Consider the following 17,509-nt stretch of genomic DNA (forward strand, 5'->3'; position numbering starts at 1 on the left):
TTAGGTGGTGGCCAGCGCCGGGGCTTCCGGCGTGGTGACGGTGGGTTTGGCGAATTGTTTGGCCGTGATGACGGCCAGGGCGGCGACGACGGTGCCCAGTGCGAGTGCGACCAAGAACCACAGCAGGTTGCCGATCGCGAAGAACACGAAGATGCCGCCGTGTGGTGCCTTGAGGGTGACGTCGAAGGCCATGATCAGGCCGCCGGTGACGGCGCCACCGAGCATCATCGACGGAATCACCCGCAGCGGATCGGCTGCGGCAAATGGGATGGCGCCTTCGGAGATGAAGGACGCTCCGAGAAGCCATGCCGCACGGCCATTCTCGCGCTCCGGCTCGGTGAACAGCCGTGGCCGCAGCGTGGACGCCAGCGCCATGGCGAGCGGCGGCACCATACCGGCGGCCATCACCGCGGCCATGATGCGAAGTGTGGCGGGGTCGGCGACGTTGAGGCCCGCGGTCGCAAACGCGTAGGCCGCCTTGTTGACCGGGCCGCCGAGGTCGAAGCACATCATCAGGCCGAGGATGACACCGAGGATGAGGACGGAGGTGCCGGTCATCCCGCTGAGCCAGTTGGTCAGTCCGGTGGTCAGCGCGGCCAGCGGTCGCCCGAGCAGCAGGAACATCAACAGGCCCACGATCAACGACGCGCCGAGCGGGATCACCACCACGGGCATCAAGCCTCGGAACCACTGCGGCACCTTGAACGAGCTGATCCAGTGGGCGGCGAACCCGGCGATGAGACCGCCGACAATGCCGCCGATGAACCCACCGCCGACGAACACCGCCACCGCGCCGGCGGTGAAACCCGGTGCGATACCGGGCCGGTCGGCGATCGCGAACGAGATGTAGCCGGCCAGTGCGGGGACCAGGAACATGAAGGCCAGCCCGCCGAGCGTGAACAGCACGGCCCCGAGATATTGCGTCAGACCTCCGGGCGGCAGATCGGCCAGCGTGTTGGTGACGGCGATGTGGTGGCCCAGCGAGTTCATTCCATAGGCCAGCGGACTCGGTTGACCCTCAGGGGTATTGCCGATGTCGTAGCCCGCGAACAGGAACCCCAAGGCGATGAGCAGACCGCCGGCCGCGACGAACGGGATCATGTAGCTCACGCCGGTGAGCAGGATCTGCCGGGTGCGGGTTCCCCAGCCCACGTCACCAGAGCTGGTCGTTGCAACGGCAGCTTCGGCCGAGCCTGCCACCCGAGGCGCCTTGGGATCGCTTGCGGCACTGACCGCTTCGGAGATCATGGCAGCGGGTTCGTTGATTGCGCGTTTGACGCCGGAGGCGACGACCGGCTTGCCGGCGAAGCGTTGCTTGTCCTTGACCCCGACATCGGTGGCGAAGATGACGGCGTCGGCCGCCGCGATCGTCGCTGCCGACAGGGGCGTGCTGCCGGAGGAACCCTGGGTCTCGACGGTCAAGTCAACTCCGGCCTCCTCGGCGGCCTGTTTGAGTGCATCGGCCGCCATGTAGGTGTGGGCAATGCCGGTGGGGCAGGCCGTGATCGCGACGACCGACACCGCCTTGGGCGCTTCAGCCACAGGCGCCACAGCCACAGCAGGAGCAGCAGGAGCGGGCGCCGGGTTCACCACACCGTCGACCAGCGTCACCACTTCGTCGATACTCGCGGCGTCGCGCAGTGACGCGACGAAGTCCTTGCGGACCAGCGCCCGCGCCAGACTGGACAGCAGTTTCATATGTTCGGCGCCACCGGAGTCCGGCGCGGCGATCAGGAACACCAGATCGGCCGGGCCGTCGGGGGCACCGAAGTCGACCTTGGGAGAGAGCCGGGCGAAGCCGATCGTCGGTGTGTCGACGTAGGGCGAGCGGCAGTGTGGAATCGCGATGCCGCCGGGAAGCCCGGTGGCGGACTGCCCCTCGCGCGCCATCGCGGCGCCCACCAGTCCATCGGCGTCACTGGTGCGGCCGGCTGCGGCGAGCGTCCCGACCAGGCGGGTGATGACGGCCTCCTTGTCGCCTCCTGCGTCGACGTCGAGCAGGACGAGATCGGGGGTGATGATCGGCTGAGTCATAGCGACACCTTCATGGGGTGGGTACGGACTGCGTCGAGGTCGAGTTGGGCAGGGCCTGGTAGGGCCGATCCAGGTAGTGCCGCGGCGGCGCTGCCGTACGCGACGGCCATCTGCAGGCGTTGTGGGGCTTCGGCACCGGCGACGGCGGCACGCAGGTAGCCGGCCAGCGAGGCGTCACCCGCACCGACAGTGCTGCGCGGAACGATCGGCGGTGGCGTGGCGAACCAGGCGCCAAAGCTATCCACCAGAACCGCGCCGGCAGAACCGAGCGTCGCCAGCACAGTGCCCACACCACGGGCGACAAGTTCACGCGCGGCCGCCACCACGGGCGACATATCGCCTTGGGCAGCAGCATCTTCCAGGTCAGCGGCTGGTAACCCGGCCAGATCGGCCAGTTCCTCGGCATTCGGCTTGATCAGGTCGGGCGCGGCCACGTCGAACGCACCGGCGAGCGCTGCCAGCGGCGCCTCGGAGCTGTCGACGGCCACCCGGCAGTCGAGCGGAGCGAGAAGAGACACCACCTGCGCGTACCAGTCGACGGGAATCCCCGGTGGCAGCGACCCGGACAACACCACCCAGGACGCTTCCTGTGCCTTGGCCAGCACGCAGCGGGTGAGTGCCTGCAGTGCGTGATCGTCGACAAGAGCGCCACGTTCGTTGAGTTTGGTTGTGGTGCCGTCTGTTTCGGTGATGGCCAGGTTGGTGCGGACGGGCTCGGCAATGGGCACACCGACGAACGGCACACCGAGCGTCCGCAGGGCAGCGAGCAGGGGATCGTCGTCGGCGGCGGGCAGCACAGCCTCCGTGGCGACGTCGGCCAAGGTCAAGGCGCGGGCCACGTTGATGCCCTTGCCGCCGGGTTCGACGGTGACGGAATCGACGCGCTGCACCGCTCCGCGCGTCAACGGCGATCCAAGGGTGACGGTGCGGTCCAGGCTGGGGTTCGGGGTGACGGTGATGATCATGCGATCACCACCTCGACGCCGCGTTCGGTGAGCTGTGCGTGGTCGGCGTCCGAGATCTCGTTGTCGGTGATCAGCGTGTCGACGCTGTCGATGGGGGCGAAGCTGACGAAGTTCTCTTCGCCGATCTTTGATGAGTCTGCAACCACCACAACGTAATTCGCCGCCTGCACCATGGCCCGTTTGACCGCCGCTTCCTCGGTGTCCGGGGTGGACAAACCGTGCCGCACGCTGATGGCGTTGGTGCCGATGAATGCGATGTCCACCCGCAGGGTTTCGAGCACGCGCAGCACCTGCTCACCGACGGCGGCCTGGGTGAGGCCGCGGACCCTTCCGCCGAGCAACTGCAGGGTGACGGTCGGCATCGCGGCCAGGCGGCCGGCGACCGGCACCGAGTTGGTCACCACCGTGAGCTCCCGGTCAGTGGGCAGTTGGGCGGCGACGCGGGCTGTTGTGGTCCCGGCATCGAGCAGCACGCTGGCGCCGCTCAGGGGAAAGAAGTCGACTGCCGCGGCGGCGATCGCGTCTTTCTGCGCCGCTCGGGTGGTGTCACGTTCGCCGACGCCGGCTTCCACGAGGTGCAGGGCGCGGGCGGGTACGGCCCCGCCGTGGACCCGGCGCACGAAGCCGGCTTTGTCGAGCACCGCCAGATCGCGGCGGACGGTCTCGGTGGTGACGTCGTATGTCTGCGCCAGTTCGGCGACTGAGGCGCGGCCCCTGCTCATGACCAGCGCGGCTATGGCCTGCTGGCGCTCCTCGGCGTACATGAGCCTCCGTTTGCGTGGGGTAAAGCCCGTTTGAACGTTGATATATGTTGTTTTACGCTTGACTGTGTTGACTTGTCAACAGATTCTTGTAATGTGGCTCACATGAGCACGACATCATCGGTTGCATCACCGTCACTCCTGCGCGGCGTTCCGGTGGTTCCCGGCGTGCGGTACGCGCCCGCGATCCGGGCCAGTCGGCTTCCGCAGATCGACCTGCCCACAGGTGATATCGCCGAGGCGGACCGGCCGGCAGAGGCGGGGCGTTTCGCGGCGGCAGCGACGGCTGTCGCCGACCGGCTCCGGGCCCGGGCCGCGCATGCCACAGGCGCCGCTTCGGAGGTGCTCGCCGCCACCGCCACGCTCGCCCAGGACCGGGCCTGGCTGGGCGCCGCGGATAAACGGATCGCCGCCGGTACGCCTGCGGTACGCGCCGTGACCGAAGCCGTCGACCAGTTCGTGGAGTTGTTCACGCAAATCGGCGGATTGATGGCAGAGCGCGTCACCGACCTGCGGGATATCCGCGACCGCGTCATCGCCGAGCTGTCCGGACTGCCGGAGCCCGGTGTGCCGCTACCGGATGTCCCGTCGATCCTCTGTGCCGAGGACCTCGCCCCGGCCGACACCGCGGGCCTGGACCCGCAGCTCGTGGTCGGGCTGGTCACCACGCTGGGTGGGCCCACCAGTCATACCGCGATCATCGCCCGCCAGCTCGGGATTCCGTGCGTCGTGGCTGTCAGCGGGCTCGATTCCGTCGCCGCCGGCGCCATGGTGCTGCTCGACGGTACGGCGGGCACCCTGACCGTTGACCCCGACCCGTCGCAGGCAGCTGCCGCAGTCGCCGCGGCTCAACGCGATGCACTGGCGGCCAGGCAGTGGACCGGACCGGGCGCGACGGCGGACGGTCACGCCGTCGCGATCCTGGCCAATGTGCAGGACGGTGCAGCTGCGAGAACCGCGCGGGAAACCCCGGCCGAAGGTGTCGGGCTGTTCCGCACCGAGCTGTGCTTCCTCAACCGGGACACCGAGCCAACGGTCGACGAGCAGGCCACGATCTACGGCGAGGTGCTCGAGGCGTTCAATACCGCCAAAGTGGTGGTCCGCACCCTCGACGCGGGTTCGGACAAGCCGTTGAAATTCGCGGGTCATCCCGAAGAGGCCAATCCGGCGCTCGGCGTGCGGGGCATCCGGATCGCCACGGGCAATCCCGCTCTGCTGGAACATCAACTCGAAGCGATCGCCGCCGCGGCGAAGGCCACGGGAAGCCGTCCATGGGTGATGGCTCCGATGATCGCGACCGCGGCCGAGGCGAAAGCCTTTGCCGATCAAGCGCGTACCCACGGGCTGACGGCCGGTGTGATGATCGAGGTGCCTGCCGCCGCGTTGTTGGCGGACAGGATTCTCGAGCACGTCGACTTTCTGTCGATCGGCACCAACGACCTCGCGCAGTACACGATGGCGGCTGACCGGATGTCGGCGGAGTTGGCCGCCCTGACCGACCCGTGGCAGCCCGCGGTGCTGACCCTCGTGGCGTTGGCGGCCCGGGCCGGAGCGGCGGCGGGCAAACCGGTCGGCGTGTGCGGTGAGGCCGCGGCCGATCCGCTGTTGGCCGCCGTCCTGGTGGGGCTGGGGGTGACGTCGTTGTCGATGGCGCCTGCGGCGATTTCGGCGGTGGGCGCGCGGATCGCGCAGGTCACGCTGCAACAGTGCCGCGCTGCGGCCGAGGCGGTCCTGCTCACGGCCACGGCTGCTGAAGCGCGGGAGGCCGCGCTGACCGCCCTGGCCTGAGAGCAGGGGGAATAATCGGACCGCAGTCCGGTTATAGCTAGCATCAAGCTACACAGATTGGAGGTAGGAGATGCCAGCCATCACCGCAGACGTCTTGACTCTGCCCCGCATCGCGGCAGCTCAGGCATCTGAGACCGAACGCCCGGTCCGCTCGATCACGACCGGTCCGCGCGGATACGAAGGCGAGGGGTTCCCCGTCGTACGCGCTTTCGGTGGAGTCAGCGCCGCAGACCTGGACCCGTTCGTTCACATGGACCAGATGGGTGAGGTGGAATACCAGCCCGGCGAGCCGCGAGGCACGGATTGGCACCCGCACCGCGGGTTCGAAACCGTCACCTACATGATCGACGGCCGGTTCGCCCATCAGGATTCACACGGCGGCGGCGGTCTGATCACCGACGGTGCCACCCAGTGGATGACGGCCGGATCCGGCATCCTGCACATCGAGACCCCGCCGGCCGAGCTCGTCGACAGCGGCGGCACCTTCCACGGCATCCAGCTGTGGGTGAACCTGCCGAAGAAGGACAAGTTCGCCACGCCGCGTTACCAGGCCATCGAGGGCACCGACGCCAAACTCTTGTCCTCTCAAGACGGCGGCACGTTGGTCCGCATCATCGCCGGCGACGTCGAAAGCGAGACCGGGCCGGCATTCGGTCCTGGTTCTACGCACACCCCGATCACCATGGCGCACGCCACGATTGAACCTGGCGCGCAGCTCAACCTGCCGTGGAACCGCGAGTTCAATGCGTTGGTGTACGTGCTGAGCGGACGCGGCAGTGTGGGACCGGTGGCGCACCCGATCCATCAGGGCCAGCTCGCAGTTCTGGGCCCCGGTGACCGGATCACGGTGTCGGCCGAGGGAACTCAGGATTCGCACCGGCCCGCCATGGAGGTTCTGCTCTTGGGCGGCAAGCCGATTCGGGAGCCGGTGTTCCACTACGGGCCGTTCGTGATGAACTCGAAGTCCGAGCTCATCCAGGCACTGGAGGACTACCAGGCGGGCAAGTTCGGTCAGATCCCGCCGAACGCGCTCATGCCGCACCGGCCGCTGAGCTGATCGAACGAGAACTAACCCACCGACTCGGCGGGCTGAGGGTAGAGCAACTCCAGCTCGCCGAGATGCGCTGCGGCCGTCACCAACGGCAGGGCCGCCGAGACCGCCAGTTCGGTTCCGGCGGCTTCGGCGCGGAGGGACACCACGAAACTCTCCCCGATCGGTACCAGCACCGACGTGGTGTCCGCGCCGGTGAGCCGGGCGCAGATCGCCGCGGCGTGCTCTTCGATCACCGCACGGGTCTGCGGATAGACCCCGAGCGGCGGCGGCACGACGTCGGCGATCAGCTCGGCGACAGCCCTGACCCGGATCACGCGGTTGGCCGCCCGCACCGCCGGTGCACGTTGGTCTGTGGGCCCGCCGGTCTCCGAAAGATATTGGCGGACAGCATCATCGAGTGTCCGAGTGGCAGTCAGAGTGTCATGGCCGAGCGCGATCACGCGGTCGGTGGCCGCCTCGGAAGCGCCTCGCGTCACCCGCAACACGGCTGCATCGAGGAATTTCGCGCCCACCGCCCGGGCCTCATCGATCGCCTTGGACACCGAGGCCGTCGCTCCTCGCGGCCACAACAGCACCGACGCCACGATCCCGACGAGTGCGCCCACCACGACGTCTTCGACCCGGACCAATCCGACCCGCCAACCGGTCGGAGCGATCAGGTTGAAGTTGATCAGCATCATCATGGTGAACGCGGCCTGCCCGGCGATGAATGATCCGACCTTCGGCACATAGGCAGACCCGAATGCCACGAGCGGCAACAGGATCCACATCACCACCGGGTCCACGCCCAGGAACTCGATGAGCACCGCACCGAGGATGAAGCCGATCGTCGTGCCGGCCACTGCCCGCAGCACGCGCGTGCCGGTGTCCAGGGCGCTGCTGCGCAGCACCGACATCACACCCAGCACCACCCAGAACCCGTGCTGTACCGGAAAGACGTGGGTGACCGCCACGGCGAGCGCCAATCCCAACCCGGTACGCAGGCTGTTGCGCAGCACCACCGCGCGGGCGGCCACCAGGCCACGGGTGATGGCGGCGACCGCGACGGTCTCGGGCATCACCCAATCAGCGGCACCGGTTTCGGGCAGCCGCCGGCCCAGCACCCGGGCCCACACCGGGCGCGCGTCGGCCAACGCCGCGTTGCCGATCACGCGTCCGGTGACCGCGACGGTCGCCGAGATGGTGCGCCGGTTCAGTAGGGCAGCGCCGACCTTCGCGGCGGCCGCGTCGTCGGCCATGCCGAGGATCTGGGTGATGTCCTCGCGGTAACTGCCTTGGGCCACGGTGCGCTGCTCGGCCAGGGCCGCGCGCAGGTCGGCTTCGCGGGCGGCCCGCTCGGCCCGGTCGTGAATCGTGAGCAGCGCGGCACTGTCGCGCAGTACGCGCACCGTGGGCTCGCGCGTGGCCCCGAGCAGTTCAGCCGTCTGGTCGGTGATCTGGTCGCAGATCCAGCCCAGATCGTCGACGACGCGCACCAGCGCGCGACTGCCCGCGCTGAGGGCGACGGGACGGTAGTCGGCGCCGAGGAAGCTCGCGTACAGCGCATTCATCGCGCGGGTGACGTCGCGGTCCGAGGCCTGGCCGTCCAGCCGATCGGCCAGTAGCCGGCACACGCGGGCCGCGTCGCGGCGCAGCTCATCGTGGTGGCGTGGCGCAAAGAGGAACAGTGCGGCGGGCACGCACACCACCAGCGCGATCAGCCAGCCCAGCAGCCGGTCGGGAATGGGTCCGACAGGCGTGCACAGCGGCAACACGAACAGCAGCAGGGTGGCGCGCTGGCCGGCGGCGACGATCTCGCTGAGCACCCCGGAAAACGTCACCACCAGGCCGACGACGAACATCGCCGCCACGCTCAGCCACGGGTAGGGGGCCAGAATCGTGCCCAACACGATCAGGATGAGCCCGTTGAGTGCCAGGCCGCCGTAGGCCGGGGCGCGGGCGGGGCGGTTGCCCGGGAAGTCGGCCGTGATGAGCAGGGAGACCGCGCCGAAGATCGCGAAGAGCGGAGTCTGGGAGTCCCCGCCGACGGCGAAGCCGATCGCCGCGGCTATGGGCAGGACGATGGCGGCCCGCACGGCGCGCCGCAACGCGTCGTTTTCGGGATCCCGCGCGCGCAACGAGTCACGCAGGCGATCAACTGCCCGGCGCCAGATCTCGGCCGGGGTCAGCATGATCGCCGATGTTAGACGGGTTGGTCAGATCCGGTGGCCGGAGTGAAGCGGCCTGATTCCAGCGCGTCGCGCATCTGGGTGGTGATCCACTGCAGGGCGTCGAAGTCGCGCGGCAGGGTGCTCTGCTCGAAACCGACGATCAGGTAGATGCCCCAGGCCGCGAAGTACCTGGCATTGACCTCGTCGCCGATGAGTTCGAGAGCGGATTCGAAGAGAATGTCGAAGCGCAGCTGGTCCACCACCGCCTGCACTGTGTAGACGTCGGGGTCCAGCGAGCTCCACACCCGGATGGCGGCCTCGGCACCGTGCGGAAGGGCGAGTGCCTCGCCGATGAGGGTCTCGATGCGGTGGTGCGGATCGTGGTCGGCGCGGACGGCTTCCACGACCCGCAGGGTGCGCGCCTCGCGCCAGTGCGCGATCAACTCCCGCGTGTAGGAAGCCCAGTTCGGAAAGTAGTGATAGAACGACCCGGTCGTGACGCCCAGCCGGTTGCACACCTCCGCGAGTTTGAGCCCGCCGTAACCGAGATCGGACAACACGTCCAGACCGGTTTCGAAGTACGCCTCCCGCGAAACAACCCCCGCCATGGGGCACAACGCTAGTTCGTCGTCGATTTTTGGTCGCGGTGGGGCTTTGCTGGTCAGCCGCATATAACGCACGCAAACATGACGGGATCGAGGCATCCAGGTGACGTGTGGCACAATTTGTTCGTGGCCCACACAGCGAGCCGAGGACCGGGACGCCCGCCCGCAGCAAAGGCGGCGGAGACCCGAGAACGCATCGTGCGTGCTGCCCGTGAAGTTTTCAGCGAACTTGGCTACGACGCAGCTACATTTCAAGCGATCGCGATCCGTGCTGATCTCACCCGTCCGGCAATCAATCATTACTTCAGCAGCAAACGTGTTCTCTACCGCGATGTGGTGGAACAGACCAATGCGAAAGTGATCGCCGCAGGCATTGCCAGGGCCCGGGAAGCCTCGACTCTGGTGAACAGAATCTCGGCGTTCTTCGCCGCGGCGATGGATGCCGAATCCACTGACCGGTCGGCGGCGGCGTTCCTCGTGACCTCCGTTCTGGAGGCGCAGCGTCACCCCGAGTTGATCTCCGAGGAGCACGACGCGCTGCGCAGCTCGCGGGAGTTCGTCAGGTGGGCTGTTGACGAGGCGATTCAGCGCGGCGAGTTGAGCACGGACACAGACATTCCGGCGATCGTGGAGATGCTGGTCGCGGTGATGTGGGGCATGGGCTTTTATGCCGGTTACGTGGGGCATCGCGAGGATGTGGCCGTCATCGTGGACAAGTTCGAACTGTTGATGGCGAACAAGCTCTGGCAGTTGCGCGACTGACACATCGGGGTCGTGAGGTGGCCCACATCACCGTATAGCTTGGCTAAGTTGTTCGGTAGCATCGATTGGCAAATGACTGAACTGAGCGATGTGCGGCAGAGTCGTGCCGAGGGCGACAGTTGGGATGTAACCGAGAGCGTCGGTGCGACCGCGCTGGCGGTGGCCGCCGCCCGGGCCGCCGAGACCGCGCAACCTGAAGCCCTGATTCGCGACGAGTTCGCGTTCCTGTTGGTGGCGGCCGCAGGCCCGGCGTGGGCACAGTTGGCCGGCAGCGAACCGCACTGGATCGGTGACGATCCGGAGGCCCACCGCATCCACGTCATGGCCCGCAACTACCAGGCTGTGCGTACCCACTACTTCGACGACTACTTCACCGAGGTCACCCACGACGGCATCCGCCAGGTGGTGATCCTGGCCGCCGGACTGGACTCCCGGGCATACCGGTTGGATTGGCCGGCCGGCACCACGGTGTACGAGATCGACCAGCCCAAGGTGCTCGAGTACAAGACCGCGACGCTGCAGGCGCACGGAGCCGTCTCCCGGGCCGAGCACGTCCCGGTGCCGATCGATCTGCGCGACGACTGGCCCGCAGCCCTGATCGCCGCCGGATTCGATCCGGCGCAGCCCACCGCATGGCTGGCCGAGGGGCTGCTGCCGTATCTGCCCGGCGACGCCCAGGACCGGCTCTTCGAACTCGTCAGTTCCCACAGCGCACCCGGCAGCCGCGTGGCTGTCGAGGATTTCGCCATGGACCCGGCCCGCTACACACCGGAAAAGCGGGCCGAGCGTCGCGCCCGGGGCGAGCACATGCGGATCTCGCTCGGGCTCGATATCGACGCTGACGCGCTGATGTACACCGGTGACGATCGAGCTGACGCCGCGGAATGGCTTGCGGCACACGGCTGGGACGTGGATGCGGTGGACAGCGCCGACGAGATGGCCCGGCTGGGCCGGCCTGCTCCCGTGGACGAATTGGCCGAACTGGGTTTGGACAGCGTGCTGTTGCGCGCCCGATTGGATGGAGAATCCTGATGAGCTCACTGCGCAGCCACGACGACACGTGGGACATCGCCACCAGCGTGGGCTCGACGGCCGTCATGGTGGCCGCCGCCCGGGCGGGGGAGACCGGACGCGACAACCCGCTGATCCGCGATCCGTACGCCGCCATTCTGGTCGCCGGTGCCGGGACCGGTTTCTGGGAGACGCTGCTCGATCAGGATGTCGCCGCGAAGATCGCCGAGGTGGACGACGAGGCCGCCAAGATCTTCGAACACATGGGCAGCTACCAGGCGGTGCGTACGCATTTCTTCGACGAGTACTTCGCCGCCGCCGCCGCGGCAGGCATCCGCCAGATCGTCATCCTGGCGTCAGGCCTGGATTCGCGGGCATACCGGTTGGATTGGCCGGCCGGCACCACGGTGTACGAGATTGACCAGCCCAAGGTGCTGGAGTACAAGGCCGAAACGCTGGCCGCCCACGGTGTGCAGCCGTCGGCTCAGCGCCGTGAGGTGGCCATCGATCTGCGTCAGGATTGGCCTACGGCGTTGCGGGAAGCGGGTTTTGACGATGGGCAGCCGACCGCGTGGCTGGCCGAGGGCCTGCTGATGTATCTGCCCGCCGATGCCCAGGATCGGCTGTTCGAGCTCGTCACCGAGCTGTCGGCGCCGGGCAGCCGGATCGCCGCCGAAACCGCCGGGGTGACGGCCGGCGAGCGTCGTGAGGAGATGCGCGAGCGCTTCGAGCGTTTCGCCGCGCAGTTCAACATGGAGCAGGCGCTCAACATCCAAGACCTCATCTACGAGGATCCCGACCGTGCCGATGTCGCCGAGTGGCTGAACGACCATGGTTGGCGGGCCGACGGGGTGCACTCACTCGACGAGATGCGCCGGCTCGGCCGCTACGTCGAGATCGAGCATGACGACACGCGGGCGTTCTCGACGTTCGTCACTGCCGAAAAGAGTTGACCTCAAAGCCGAGTGGCCAGTTGTGACACGCTCTTTCAGCGTTCGCGTGTCACAACTGGCCACTCGGCCGGTCTGAGTCGGGTGGCTCAGCGACTCTGGTGCACCGTGGTGTCGACCTGGGGCACGGTCACGTGCGGGCCGATCTGATCCAGCCAGCTGTGGTGGGCCACATCGGCTGAGGCGGGGCCCGCCAGGCCCAGGACGGCGGCGGCCAGACCACTGGCGATCACTGTGCTGATCCCAGTCCTAATTCCGAACTTCTTCATTTCTCTTGCCTCTTCCTTCGATCTGTTTTCTTGACTGATTCAACTAAAGGGGCGGGCTGCTGATTCCGGGTTTTCGGCGTTGGCAGCAATTGACTGTCCGATGGCAGAAACCGGTCGGCCACGCCACGAATGAGCCGCGAACGAGCACTGACGGACCCGGTTGACCGGCAGTTGCCCGCCCGCCGTATACAGGAGTAGAGCTGAGCCGGTTCGCGGCCCGTTATCGAGGAGGAATCCCCATGCCAGGAGTGCAGGACCGTGTCGTCGTCGTCACCGGAGCCGGTGGCGGTCTGGGCCGTGAATACGCCCTGACGCTGGCCCGCGAGGGCGCCAGCGTCGTGGTCAACGACCTGGGCGGTGCCCGCGACGGCACCGGCGCCGGCCACAACATGGCCGACGAGGTCGTCAACGAGATCAAGGCCGCCGGTGGCCGCGCGGTCGCCAACTACGACAGCGTCGCCGAGGCCGAGGGTGCCGCCAACATCATCAAGACGGCCATCGACGAGTTCGGCAAGGTCGACGGCGTGGTGAGCAACGCGGGCATCCTCCGTGACGGCACCTTCCACAAGATGACGTTCGAGCAGTGGGATGCCGTGCTCAAGGTGCACCTCTACGGTGGCTACAACGTCATCCGCGCCGCCTGGCCGCACTTCCGGGAGCAGAGCTTCGGCCGCGTCGTCGTCGCGACCTCCACCAGCGGTCTGTTCGGCAACTTCGGTCAGGCCAACTACGGCGCCGCCAAGCTCGGTCTCGTCGGTCTGATCAACACGCTGGCCCAGGAAGGCGCCAAGTACAACATCAAGACCAATGCCGTCGCGCCGATCGCCGCGACCCGCATGACCCAGGACATCCTGCCGCCCGAGGTGTTCGAGAAGCTCACCCCCGAGTACGTCGCCCCCGTGGTGGCCTACCTGATGACCGAGGAACTGCCCGATACCGATTCGGTGTTCATCGTCGGCGGCGGCAAGGTACAGCGGACCGCGCTGTTCCAGAACGACGGTGTCACGTTCTCCGAGGGCGTGCCGTCGGTCGATGACATCGCCGCCAAGTGGGGCGAGATCACCGACCTCTCGGCAGCCCAGCAGGCCAGCTTCAAGCTCGGCTGATACAGGTGAAAGCGCTTGTAGCGCAGGCACTTACCGGTACATCCGGGCTGGCGTACGTCGACGTGCCGGATCCCGTCTCCTCGGACGCGGTGATCATCGACGTCGGCGCCGCCGGCGTCTGCTTCCCCGATCTGCTGTTGTTGCGCGGTGAGTACCAGCTGCGGCTGGAACCGCCGTTCACGCCGGGTATGGAGGTGGCCGGAACGGTGCGCTCGGCACCCGACGGCTCGGGGTTCACCCCGGGTCAGCGGGTGTCCGCGATGACGATGCTGGGCGGTTACGCCGAGCAGGTGATGGCGCTGCCCGCCAACGTGATCCCCACGGCTGACGGGCTCGACGACGGTCAGGCGGCCTCACTGCTGGGCAACTACTACACGATGCAGTTCGCACTGGCCCGCCGCGGTGGGCTCATGCCGGGGGAGACCGTACTGGTGCTCGGCTCGGCGGGCGGTATCGGCGCGGCATCGATCCAATTGGCCAAAGCCGTGGGCGCCAAGGTCATTGCGATGGTGCATCGGTCCGGGGCCGAGGAGTTCGTCTCCTCTCTGGGGGCCGATGTGGTGCTGCCGCTGACCGAAGGCTGGCGCGAGGCGGTCATGGAGGCCACCGACGGGCAGGGCGTCGATCTGGTGGTCGACCCGATCGGCGGAGACGCCTTCGACGACGCCATCCGGGTGCTGGCTCCCGAAGGCCGGCTGCTGGTCATCGGATTCGCCGCGGGCAGCGGCATCCCGACCGTCAAGGTCAACCGGCTGCTGCTGCGCAACGTCAGCGTGGTCGGTGTCGGCTGGGGTGAGTTCGTGCGCCGCCGGCCGGAGGCCCAGGCACAGGTCGGGGCCGAGCTGACCAAGTTGGTGGCCGCCGGATTGCGGCCGCCTCCGCCGGTACGGTTCCCGTTGTCCGACGGTGCGGCCGCGCTCGATGCGTTGGCCGAAGGGCGGGTGCGCGGGAAGCTCGTCCTGGAGCCGTAAAAACATGAAAGCCCTGGCCTTCGATGTGTTCGGCACCGTCGTGGACTGGCGGTCCAGCGTCATCGCTGAGTTGGAAGCATTCGGCGAAAGCCACGGGCTGCAACGGGATTGGCCGGCCTTCGCCGACAGTTGGCGGGCCGGCTACGTCCCGGCGATGGCCCGGGTGCGCCGCGGTGAGCTGCCGTGGACCAGGATCGACGATCTGCATCGCGCGATCCTGGTCGACTTGCTCGTCGCCGCGGACATCCGGGTCACCGACGCTGAGATCGACCATCTCAACCGGGCCTGGCACCGGCTGGATCCGTGGCCGGACTCGGTGCCCGGGCTGGCCCGGCTCAAGCAGCGCTACATCATCACCACGTTGTCCAACGGCAACGTCTCACTGCTCACCAACATGGCCAAACACGCCGGGCTGCCGTGGGATTGCGTGATCTCGGCGGAACTGTTCCGGCATTACAAGCCCGACCCCGAGGCCTATCGCGGCTGTGCCGAACTGCTCGACATCGCACCCGCGGAGCTCACGCTCGTCGCAGCCCATCCCTCCGATCTGCGGGCCGCCCGCGCGGCCGGGCTGGGCACGGCGTACGTGGCCCGGCCGATGGAGTACGGACCGGATCGCCCTCCGCACGCCGTGGCACCCGACGACTTCGACATCGTCGCGACGGATTTTGTCGACCTCGCCGACCAGCTGGGTGCGTAGCGTAGGGGTGTGGACACCGCATCGAGTGGGGCATTGCGCAAGGCGCTCGATCTCCTGATCGATCCGCCGGCCGAGCCGGATGTCAGCAAGGGGTATCTCGATCTGTTGGGCGAGAGCACTGACGCCCCGAAGAACGCGGGATTCATCCAGAAGGTGTGGGCGTCACCGGTCGGGTCGATGCTCTACGACAATGCCCAGGGGATCGGCCGCAAGCTGATGACGGCGTGGCACCAACCCACCGAATGGCTGAACATTCCGCCGGGCGGTCTCGCGCTCGATGTCGGCAGTGGCCCGGGCAACGTGACCGCGGCGCTGGCACGGGCGGCCGGGCTCGACGGATTCGCGTTCGGCGTGGACATCTCCGAGCCCATGCTGGCCCGTGCGGTCGAGGCCGAAGCGGGCAGGCAGGTCGGGTTCCTGCGCGCCGACGCCCAGAAGCTCCCGTTCCGGGACGACGTCTTCGATGCGGTGACATCGATCGCCGTGCTGCAGTTGATTCCCGACGCCGAGGCGGCACTGGCGGAGATGGTGCGGGTGCTGCGCCCCGGCGGGCGCATGGCGATCATGGTGCCGACGGCGACGAACCGCGGGCCTGCGCGGCTGCTCGCGAAGGGCGGCGCCCGCTTTTTCTCCGAGGATGAGCTTGCCGATCGGTTCGAGGCGCTCGGCCTGCAACGGGTGCGGTCCAAGAGCATGGGCGCCCTGCAGTGGGTGCGTGGGCAGATGCCGTGAGCACACTGGGGATCGTTCTCGTCGCACTGGTGATCGCGGTCGGACTCGTCGGCATCGTGCTGCCCGTCCTGCCCGGTGGCGGGTTTCTGGTGTTCGCCGCGATCGCGGTGTGGGCAGTCTTGGAGGCCCGGGCCGATGCGGCGCACGCCACCGTCGCGTGGGTGACGCTGGGGGTCGCGGCCGTGTTCTTCGTGACCTGCGAGGTGATCAAGTACACCTGGCCGGTACGACGCATGCGGGCCGCCGAGGTGGGGATATGGAGCCTGGTGGCCGGTGGCGTGCTGGGCGTGATCGGCTTCTTCGTCATCCCGGTGATCGGTCTGGTGATCGGTTTCGTCGCAGGCATCTACCTGGCCGAGCTGGCCGCACGGCACGACTACCGCCGGGCTTGGACGTCAACGGTGCACGCGCTCAAAGGTGTTGCGCTGTCGGTCGGGGTTGAGCTGACCGGCGCGCTGCTCGCGACCGTGGCCTGGGTGGTGGGTCTGGTGATCGCGTCGTGACGCGGTGGACCCTGGGCCCCGATTCGGGTGAGCTGCTACTGACCACCGGTGTGACGGGCAGTGCGTCGCGGATGGGTCATCGGCTGACCATCGCGATGCGGTCATGGCAGGCGGTCGTGGACCGGGAGGGCGAGGAACCAGCTGCGGTCGAGGTGACGGTCGACCTCGATTCCCTCGATGTGCTGCGAGGCGAGGGCGGCATGACTCCGCTGTCGGGAGCCGAGAAGGTGCTGATCCGGTCCAACGCATTGAAGACGTTGCGCACGAAGCGTTTTCCGCAGGCGGTGTTCCGGTCCACCGAGATCGACCGCGACGGCGATCTGTATCGGATCGCCGGAACGCTCGAGATCGCCGACCACAGCGGCCCTGAAACTCTCGAAGTGCGGGTTGAGGCCGACGGCGACGGATGGCGCATCCATGGTGAGGCGGGCGTGCGGCACACCGACTTCAGCCTCAAGCAGTACTCGATGCTGATGGGAGCGATGAAAGTGGCCGACGAGGTCCGCGTGACCTTGGTGGTCACCGTCGCCTGACGGAATCCGGGGCCGCTGCTCACCGATCTGACAAGCCTTGCCCAACCGGCGTGTAGAAAGCCGATCATCGGGGTAGTTCACACGGTGAACGTGAGGAGTCCGATCGTGAACATCGTCTCAGGCACGCTGCAAGCGGTAAGTCGAACCGCGGACGCCACCACCGCCGCTGCGGGAGCCGTTGGCGGTGCCGCGGTCAGTGGCGTGGTCGGCGGAATCAAAGGGGTTGGCAACGGCATTCGTAGCGGGTTGAGCCAGGGCAGCAGATCGCCTGCCGCCGCAGCGCTCACGCTGGGCGCGGTCGGGGCGGCCGGTCTCGTGGAATGGCCCGTGCTGCTGACCGTCGGCGGTGCGGCCCTCGTCGTGCATCAGATCAACCAGCGCGTGAGCGGCGGCCAGGTCGAGGAACCGGCGGCGAAGGCGGCGGCACCGAAGCGCGCATCATCGGCCAAACGCACCGCCCCGGCCAAGCGCTCTGCCCCGGCCAAGCGCTCGCCGGCCAAGCGGTCAGCCCCGGCCAAGCGGTCCACTTCGAGCAGCGCTGCCAAGGCGGCGGGTCGCCGGTCGACGTCTCGACGCACCGCGGCGGCAACCCGGACCAAGTGATCGGCGCAATCG

18 protein-coding genes are annotated in these 17,509 nt (G+C 67.8%); 12 read left to right on the forward strand and 6 right to left on the reverse strand.

Annotated elements, in window-relative coordinates:
• From QQ25_RS01100 to QQ25_RS01110, 3 genes are read right to left on the reverse strand one after another with little or no spacing between them, the layout of a single operon-like run.
• Entirely contained in the window at positions 1 to 2,034 is a 2,034-nt protein-coding gene (locus QQ25_RS01100) for a PTS fructose transporter subunit IIABC (protein WP_039376672.1), read from the reverse strand.
• Positions 2,031 to 2,999 (reverse strand): 1-phosphofructokinase family hexose kinase, encoded by a 969-nt coding sequence (locus QQ25_RS01105; protein ID WP_039376673.1) that lies wholly within the window; start codon positions 2,997 to 2,999, stop codon positions 2,031 to 2,033. The genes QQ25_RS01100 and QQ25_RS01105 overlap by 4 nt, the downstream gene beginning before the upstream one ends.
• Positions 2,996 to 3,763 (reverse strand): DeoR/GlpR family DNA-binding transcription regulator, encoded by a 768-nt coding sequence (locus tag QQ25_RS01110; RefSeq protein WP_039376675.1) that lies wholly within the window; start codon positions 3,761 to 3,763, stop codon positions 2,996 to 2,998. The genes QQ25_RS01105 and QQ25_RS01110 overlap by 4 nt, the downstream gene beginning before the upstream one ends.
• 102 nt (positions 3,764 to 3,865) lie before the next feature.
• On the opposite strand from QQ25_RS01110, the gene ptsP reads away from it, so the two are divergent.
• Together ptsP and QQ25_RS01120 are read left to right on the forward strand one after the other, a co-directional pair.
• Positions 3,866 to 5,548: a phosphoenolpyruvate--protein phosphotransferase gene (gene ptsP / locus QQ25_RS01115; RefSeq protein WP_052235543.1), complete on the forward strand. Its 1,683-nt coding sequence runs from the start codon at positions 3,866 to 3,868 to the stop codon at positions 5,546 to 5,548.
• 70 nt (positions 5,549 to 5,618) lie between these two features.
• Positions 5,619 to 6,605 (forward strand): pirin family protein, encoded by a 987-nt coding sequence (locus tag QQ25_RS01120; RefSeq protein WP_039376676.1) that lies wholly within the window; start codon positions 5,619 to 5,621, stop codon positions 6,603 to 6,605.
• Positions 6,606 to 6,616: 11 nt separating this feature from the next.
• Here QQ25_RS01120 and QQ25_RS01125 read toward each other — a convergent pair whose 3' ends face one another.
• Both QQ25_RS01125 and QQ25_RS01130 read right to left on the reverse strand, forming a co-directional pair.
• Complete coding sequence (locus QQ25_RS01125) at positions 6,617 to 8,773, reverse strand: FUSC family protein (protein ID WP_039376677.1); 2,157 nt, start codon at positions 8,771 to 8,773, stop codon at positions 6,617 to 6,619.
• Positions 8,774 to 8,784: 11 nt separating this feature from the next.
• Positions 8,785 to 9,360 carry a TetR/AcrR family transcriptional regulator gene (locus tag QQ25_RS01130; protein ID WP_039376679.1) on the reverse strand — a complete coding sequence of 192 codons (576 nt, stop codon included), beginning with the start codon at positions 9,358 to 9,360 and terminating at the stop codon, positions 8,785 to 8,787.
• A 123-nt stretch (positions 9,361 to 9,483) separates the two neighbouring features.
• Here QQ25_RS01130 and QQ25_RS01135 point away from each other — a divergent pair, with 123 nt between their 5' ends.
• The 3 genes from QQ25_RS01135 to QQ25_RS01145 all read left to right on the forward strand — a co-directional run bounded on the left by QQ25_RS01135 (position 9,484) and on the right by QQ25_RS01145 (position 12,083).
• Positions 9,484 to 10,119 (forward strand): TetR/AcrR family transcriptional regulator, encoded by a 636-nt coding sequence (locus tag QQ25_RS01135; RefSeq protein WP_052235554.1) that lies wholly within the window; start codon positions 9,484 to 9,486, stop codon positions 10,117 to 10,119.
• A 72-nt stretch (positions 10,120 to 10,191) separates the two neighbouring features.
• Positions 10,192 to 11,151, forward strand: coding sequence for an SAM-dependent methyltransferase (locus QQ25_RS01140; RefSeq protein ID WP_039376680.1), 960 nt, complete (start codon positions 10,192 to 10,194; stop codon positions 11,149 to 11,151).
• Positions 11,151 to 12,083, forward strand: coding sequence for a class I SAM-dependent methyltransferase (locus tag QQ25_RS01145; RefSeq protein ID WP_039376682.1), 933 nt, complete (start codon positions 11,151 to 11,153; stop codon positions 12,081 to 12,083). Before QQ25_RS01140 ends, QQ25_RS01145 begins: the two co-directional genes overlap by 1 nt.
• Before the next feature lie 86 nt (positions 12,084 to 12,169).
• On the opposite strand, the gene QQ25_RS01150 is transcribed toward QQ25_RS01145, so the two are convergent.
• Complete coding sequence (locus QQ25_RS01150; RefSeq protein ID WP_039376685.1) at positions 12,170 to 12,349, reverse strand: hypothetical protein; 180 nt, start codon at positions 12,347 to 12,349, stop codon at positions 12,170 to 12,172.
• 239 nt (positions 12,350 to 12,588) lie between these two features.
• On the opposite strand from QQ25_RS01150, the gene QQ25_RS01155 reads away from it, so the two are divergent.
• The 7 genes from QQ25_RS01155 to QQ25_RS01185 all read left to right on the forward strand — a co-directional run bounded on the left by QQ25_RS01155 (position 12,589) and on the right by QQ25_RS01185 (position 17,497).
• Positions 12,589 to 13,455: an SDR family oxidoreductase gene (locus tag QQ25_RS01155; RefSeq protein WP_039376686.1), complete on the forward strand. Its 867-nt coding sequence runs from the start codon at positions 12,589 to 12,591 to the stop codon at positions 13,453 to 13,455.
• A 5-nt stretch (positions 13,456 to 13,460) separates the two neighbouring features.
• Positions 13,461 to 14,426, forward strand: a complete 966-nt coding sequence (locus QQ25_RS01160) for an NADPH:quinone oxidoreductase family protein (protein WP_039376689.1) — start codon at positions 13,461 to 13,463, stop codon at positions 14,424 to 14,426.
• Between the two features lie 4 nt (positions 14,427 to 14,430).
• Positions 14,431 to 15,126 (forward strand): haloacid dehalogenase type II, encoded by a 696-nt coding sequence (locus QQ25_RS01165; RefSeq protein ID WP_039376690.1) that lies wholly within the window; start codon positions 14,431 to 14,433, stop codon positions 15,124 to 15,126.
• A gap of 9 nt (positions 15,127 to 15,135) precedes the next feature.
• Complete coding sequence (locus QQ25_RS01170) at positions 15,136 to 15,858, forward strand: methyltransferase domain-containing protein (RefSeq protein WP_039376692.1); 723 nt, start codon at positions 15,136 to 15,138, stop codon at positions 15,856 to 15,858.
• The gene (locus QQ25_RS01175) at positions 15,855 to 16,361 is read left to right on the forward strand and encodes a DUF456 domain-containing protein (protein ID WP_039376794.1); all 507 of its coding nucleotides are present in this window, start codon (positions 15,855 to 15,857) and stop codon (positions 16,359 to 16,361) included. The genes QQ25_RS01170 and QQ25_RS01175 overlap by 4 nt, the downstream gene beginning before the upstream one ends.
• A complete protein-coding gene (locus QQ25_RS01180) occupies positions 16,358 to 16,894 on the forward strand; it encodes a YceI family protein (RefSeq protein ID WP_101906387.1) in 537 nt (178 codons plus the stop codon). The genes QQ25_RS01175 and QQ25_RS01180 overlap by 4 nt, the downstream gene beginning before the upstream one ends.
• 105 nt (positions 16,895 to 16,999) lie before the next feature.
• A complete protein-coding gene (locus tag QQ25_RS01185; RefSeq protein WP_039376694.1) occupies positions 17,000 to 17,497 on the forward strand; it encodes a hypothetical protein in 498 nt (165 codons plus the stop codon).
• The last annotated feature ends 12 nt before the right edge of the window (positions 17,498 to 17,509 follow it).

The sequence above is a fragment of the Mycolicibacterium setense genome (assembly GCF_000805385.1).
Classification (GTDB): domain Bacteria; phylum Actinomycetota; class Actinomycetes; order Mycobacteriales; family Mycobacteriaceae; genus Mycobacterium; species Mycobacterium setense.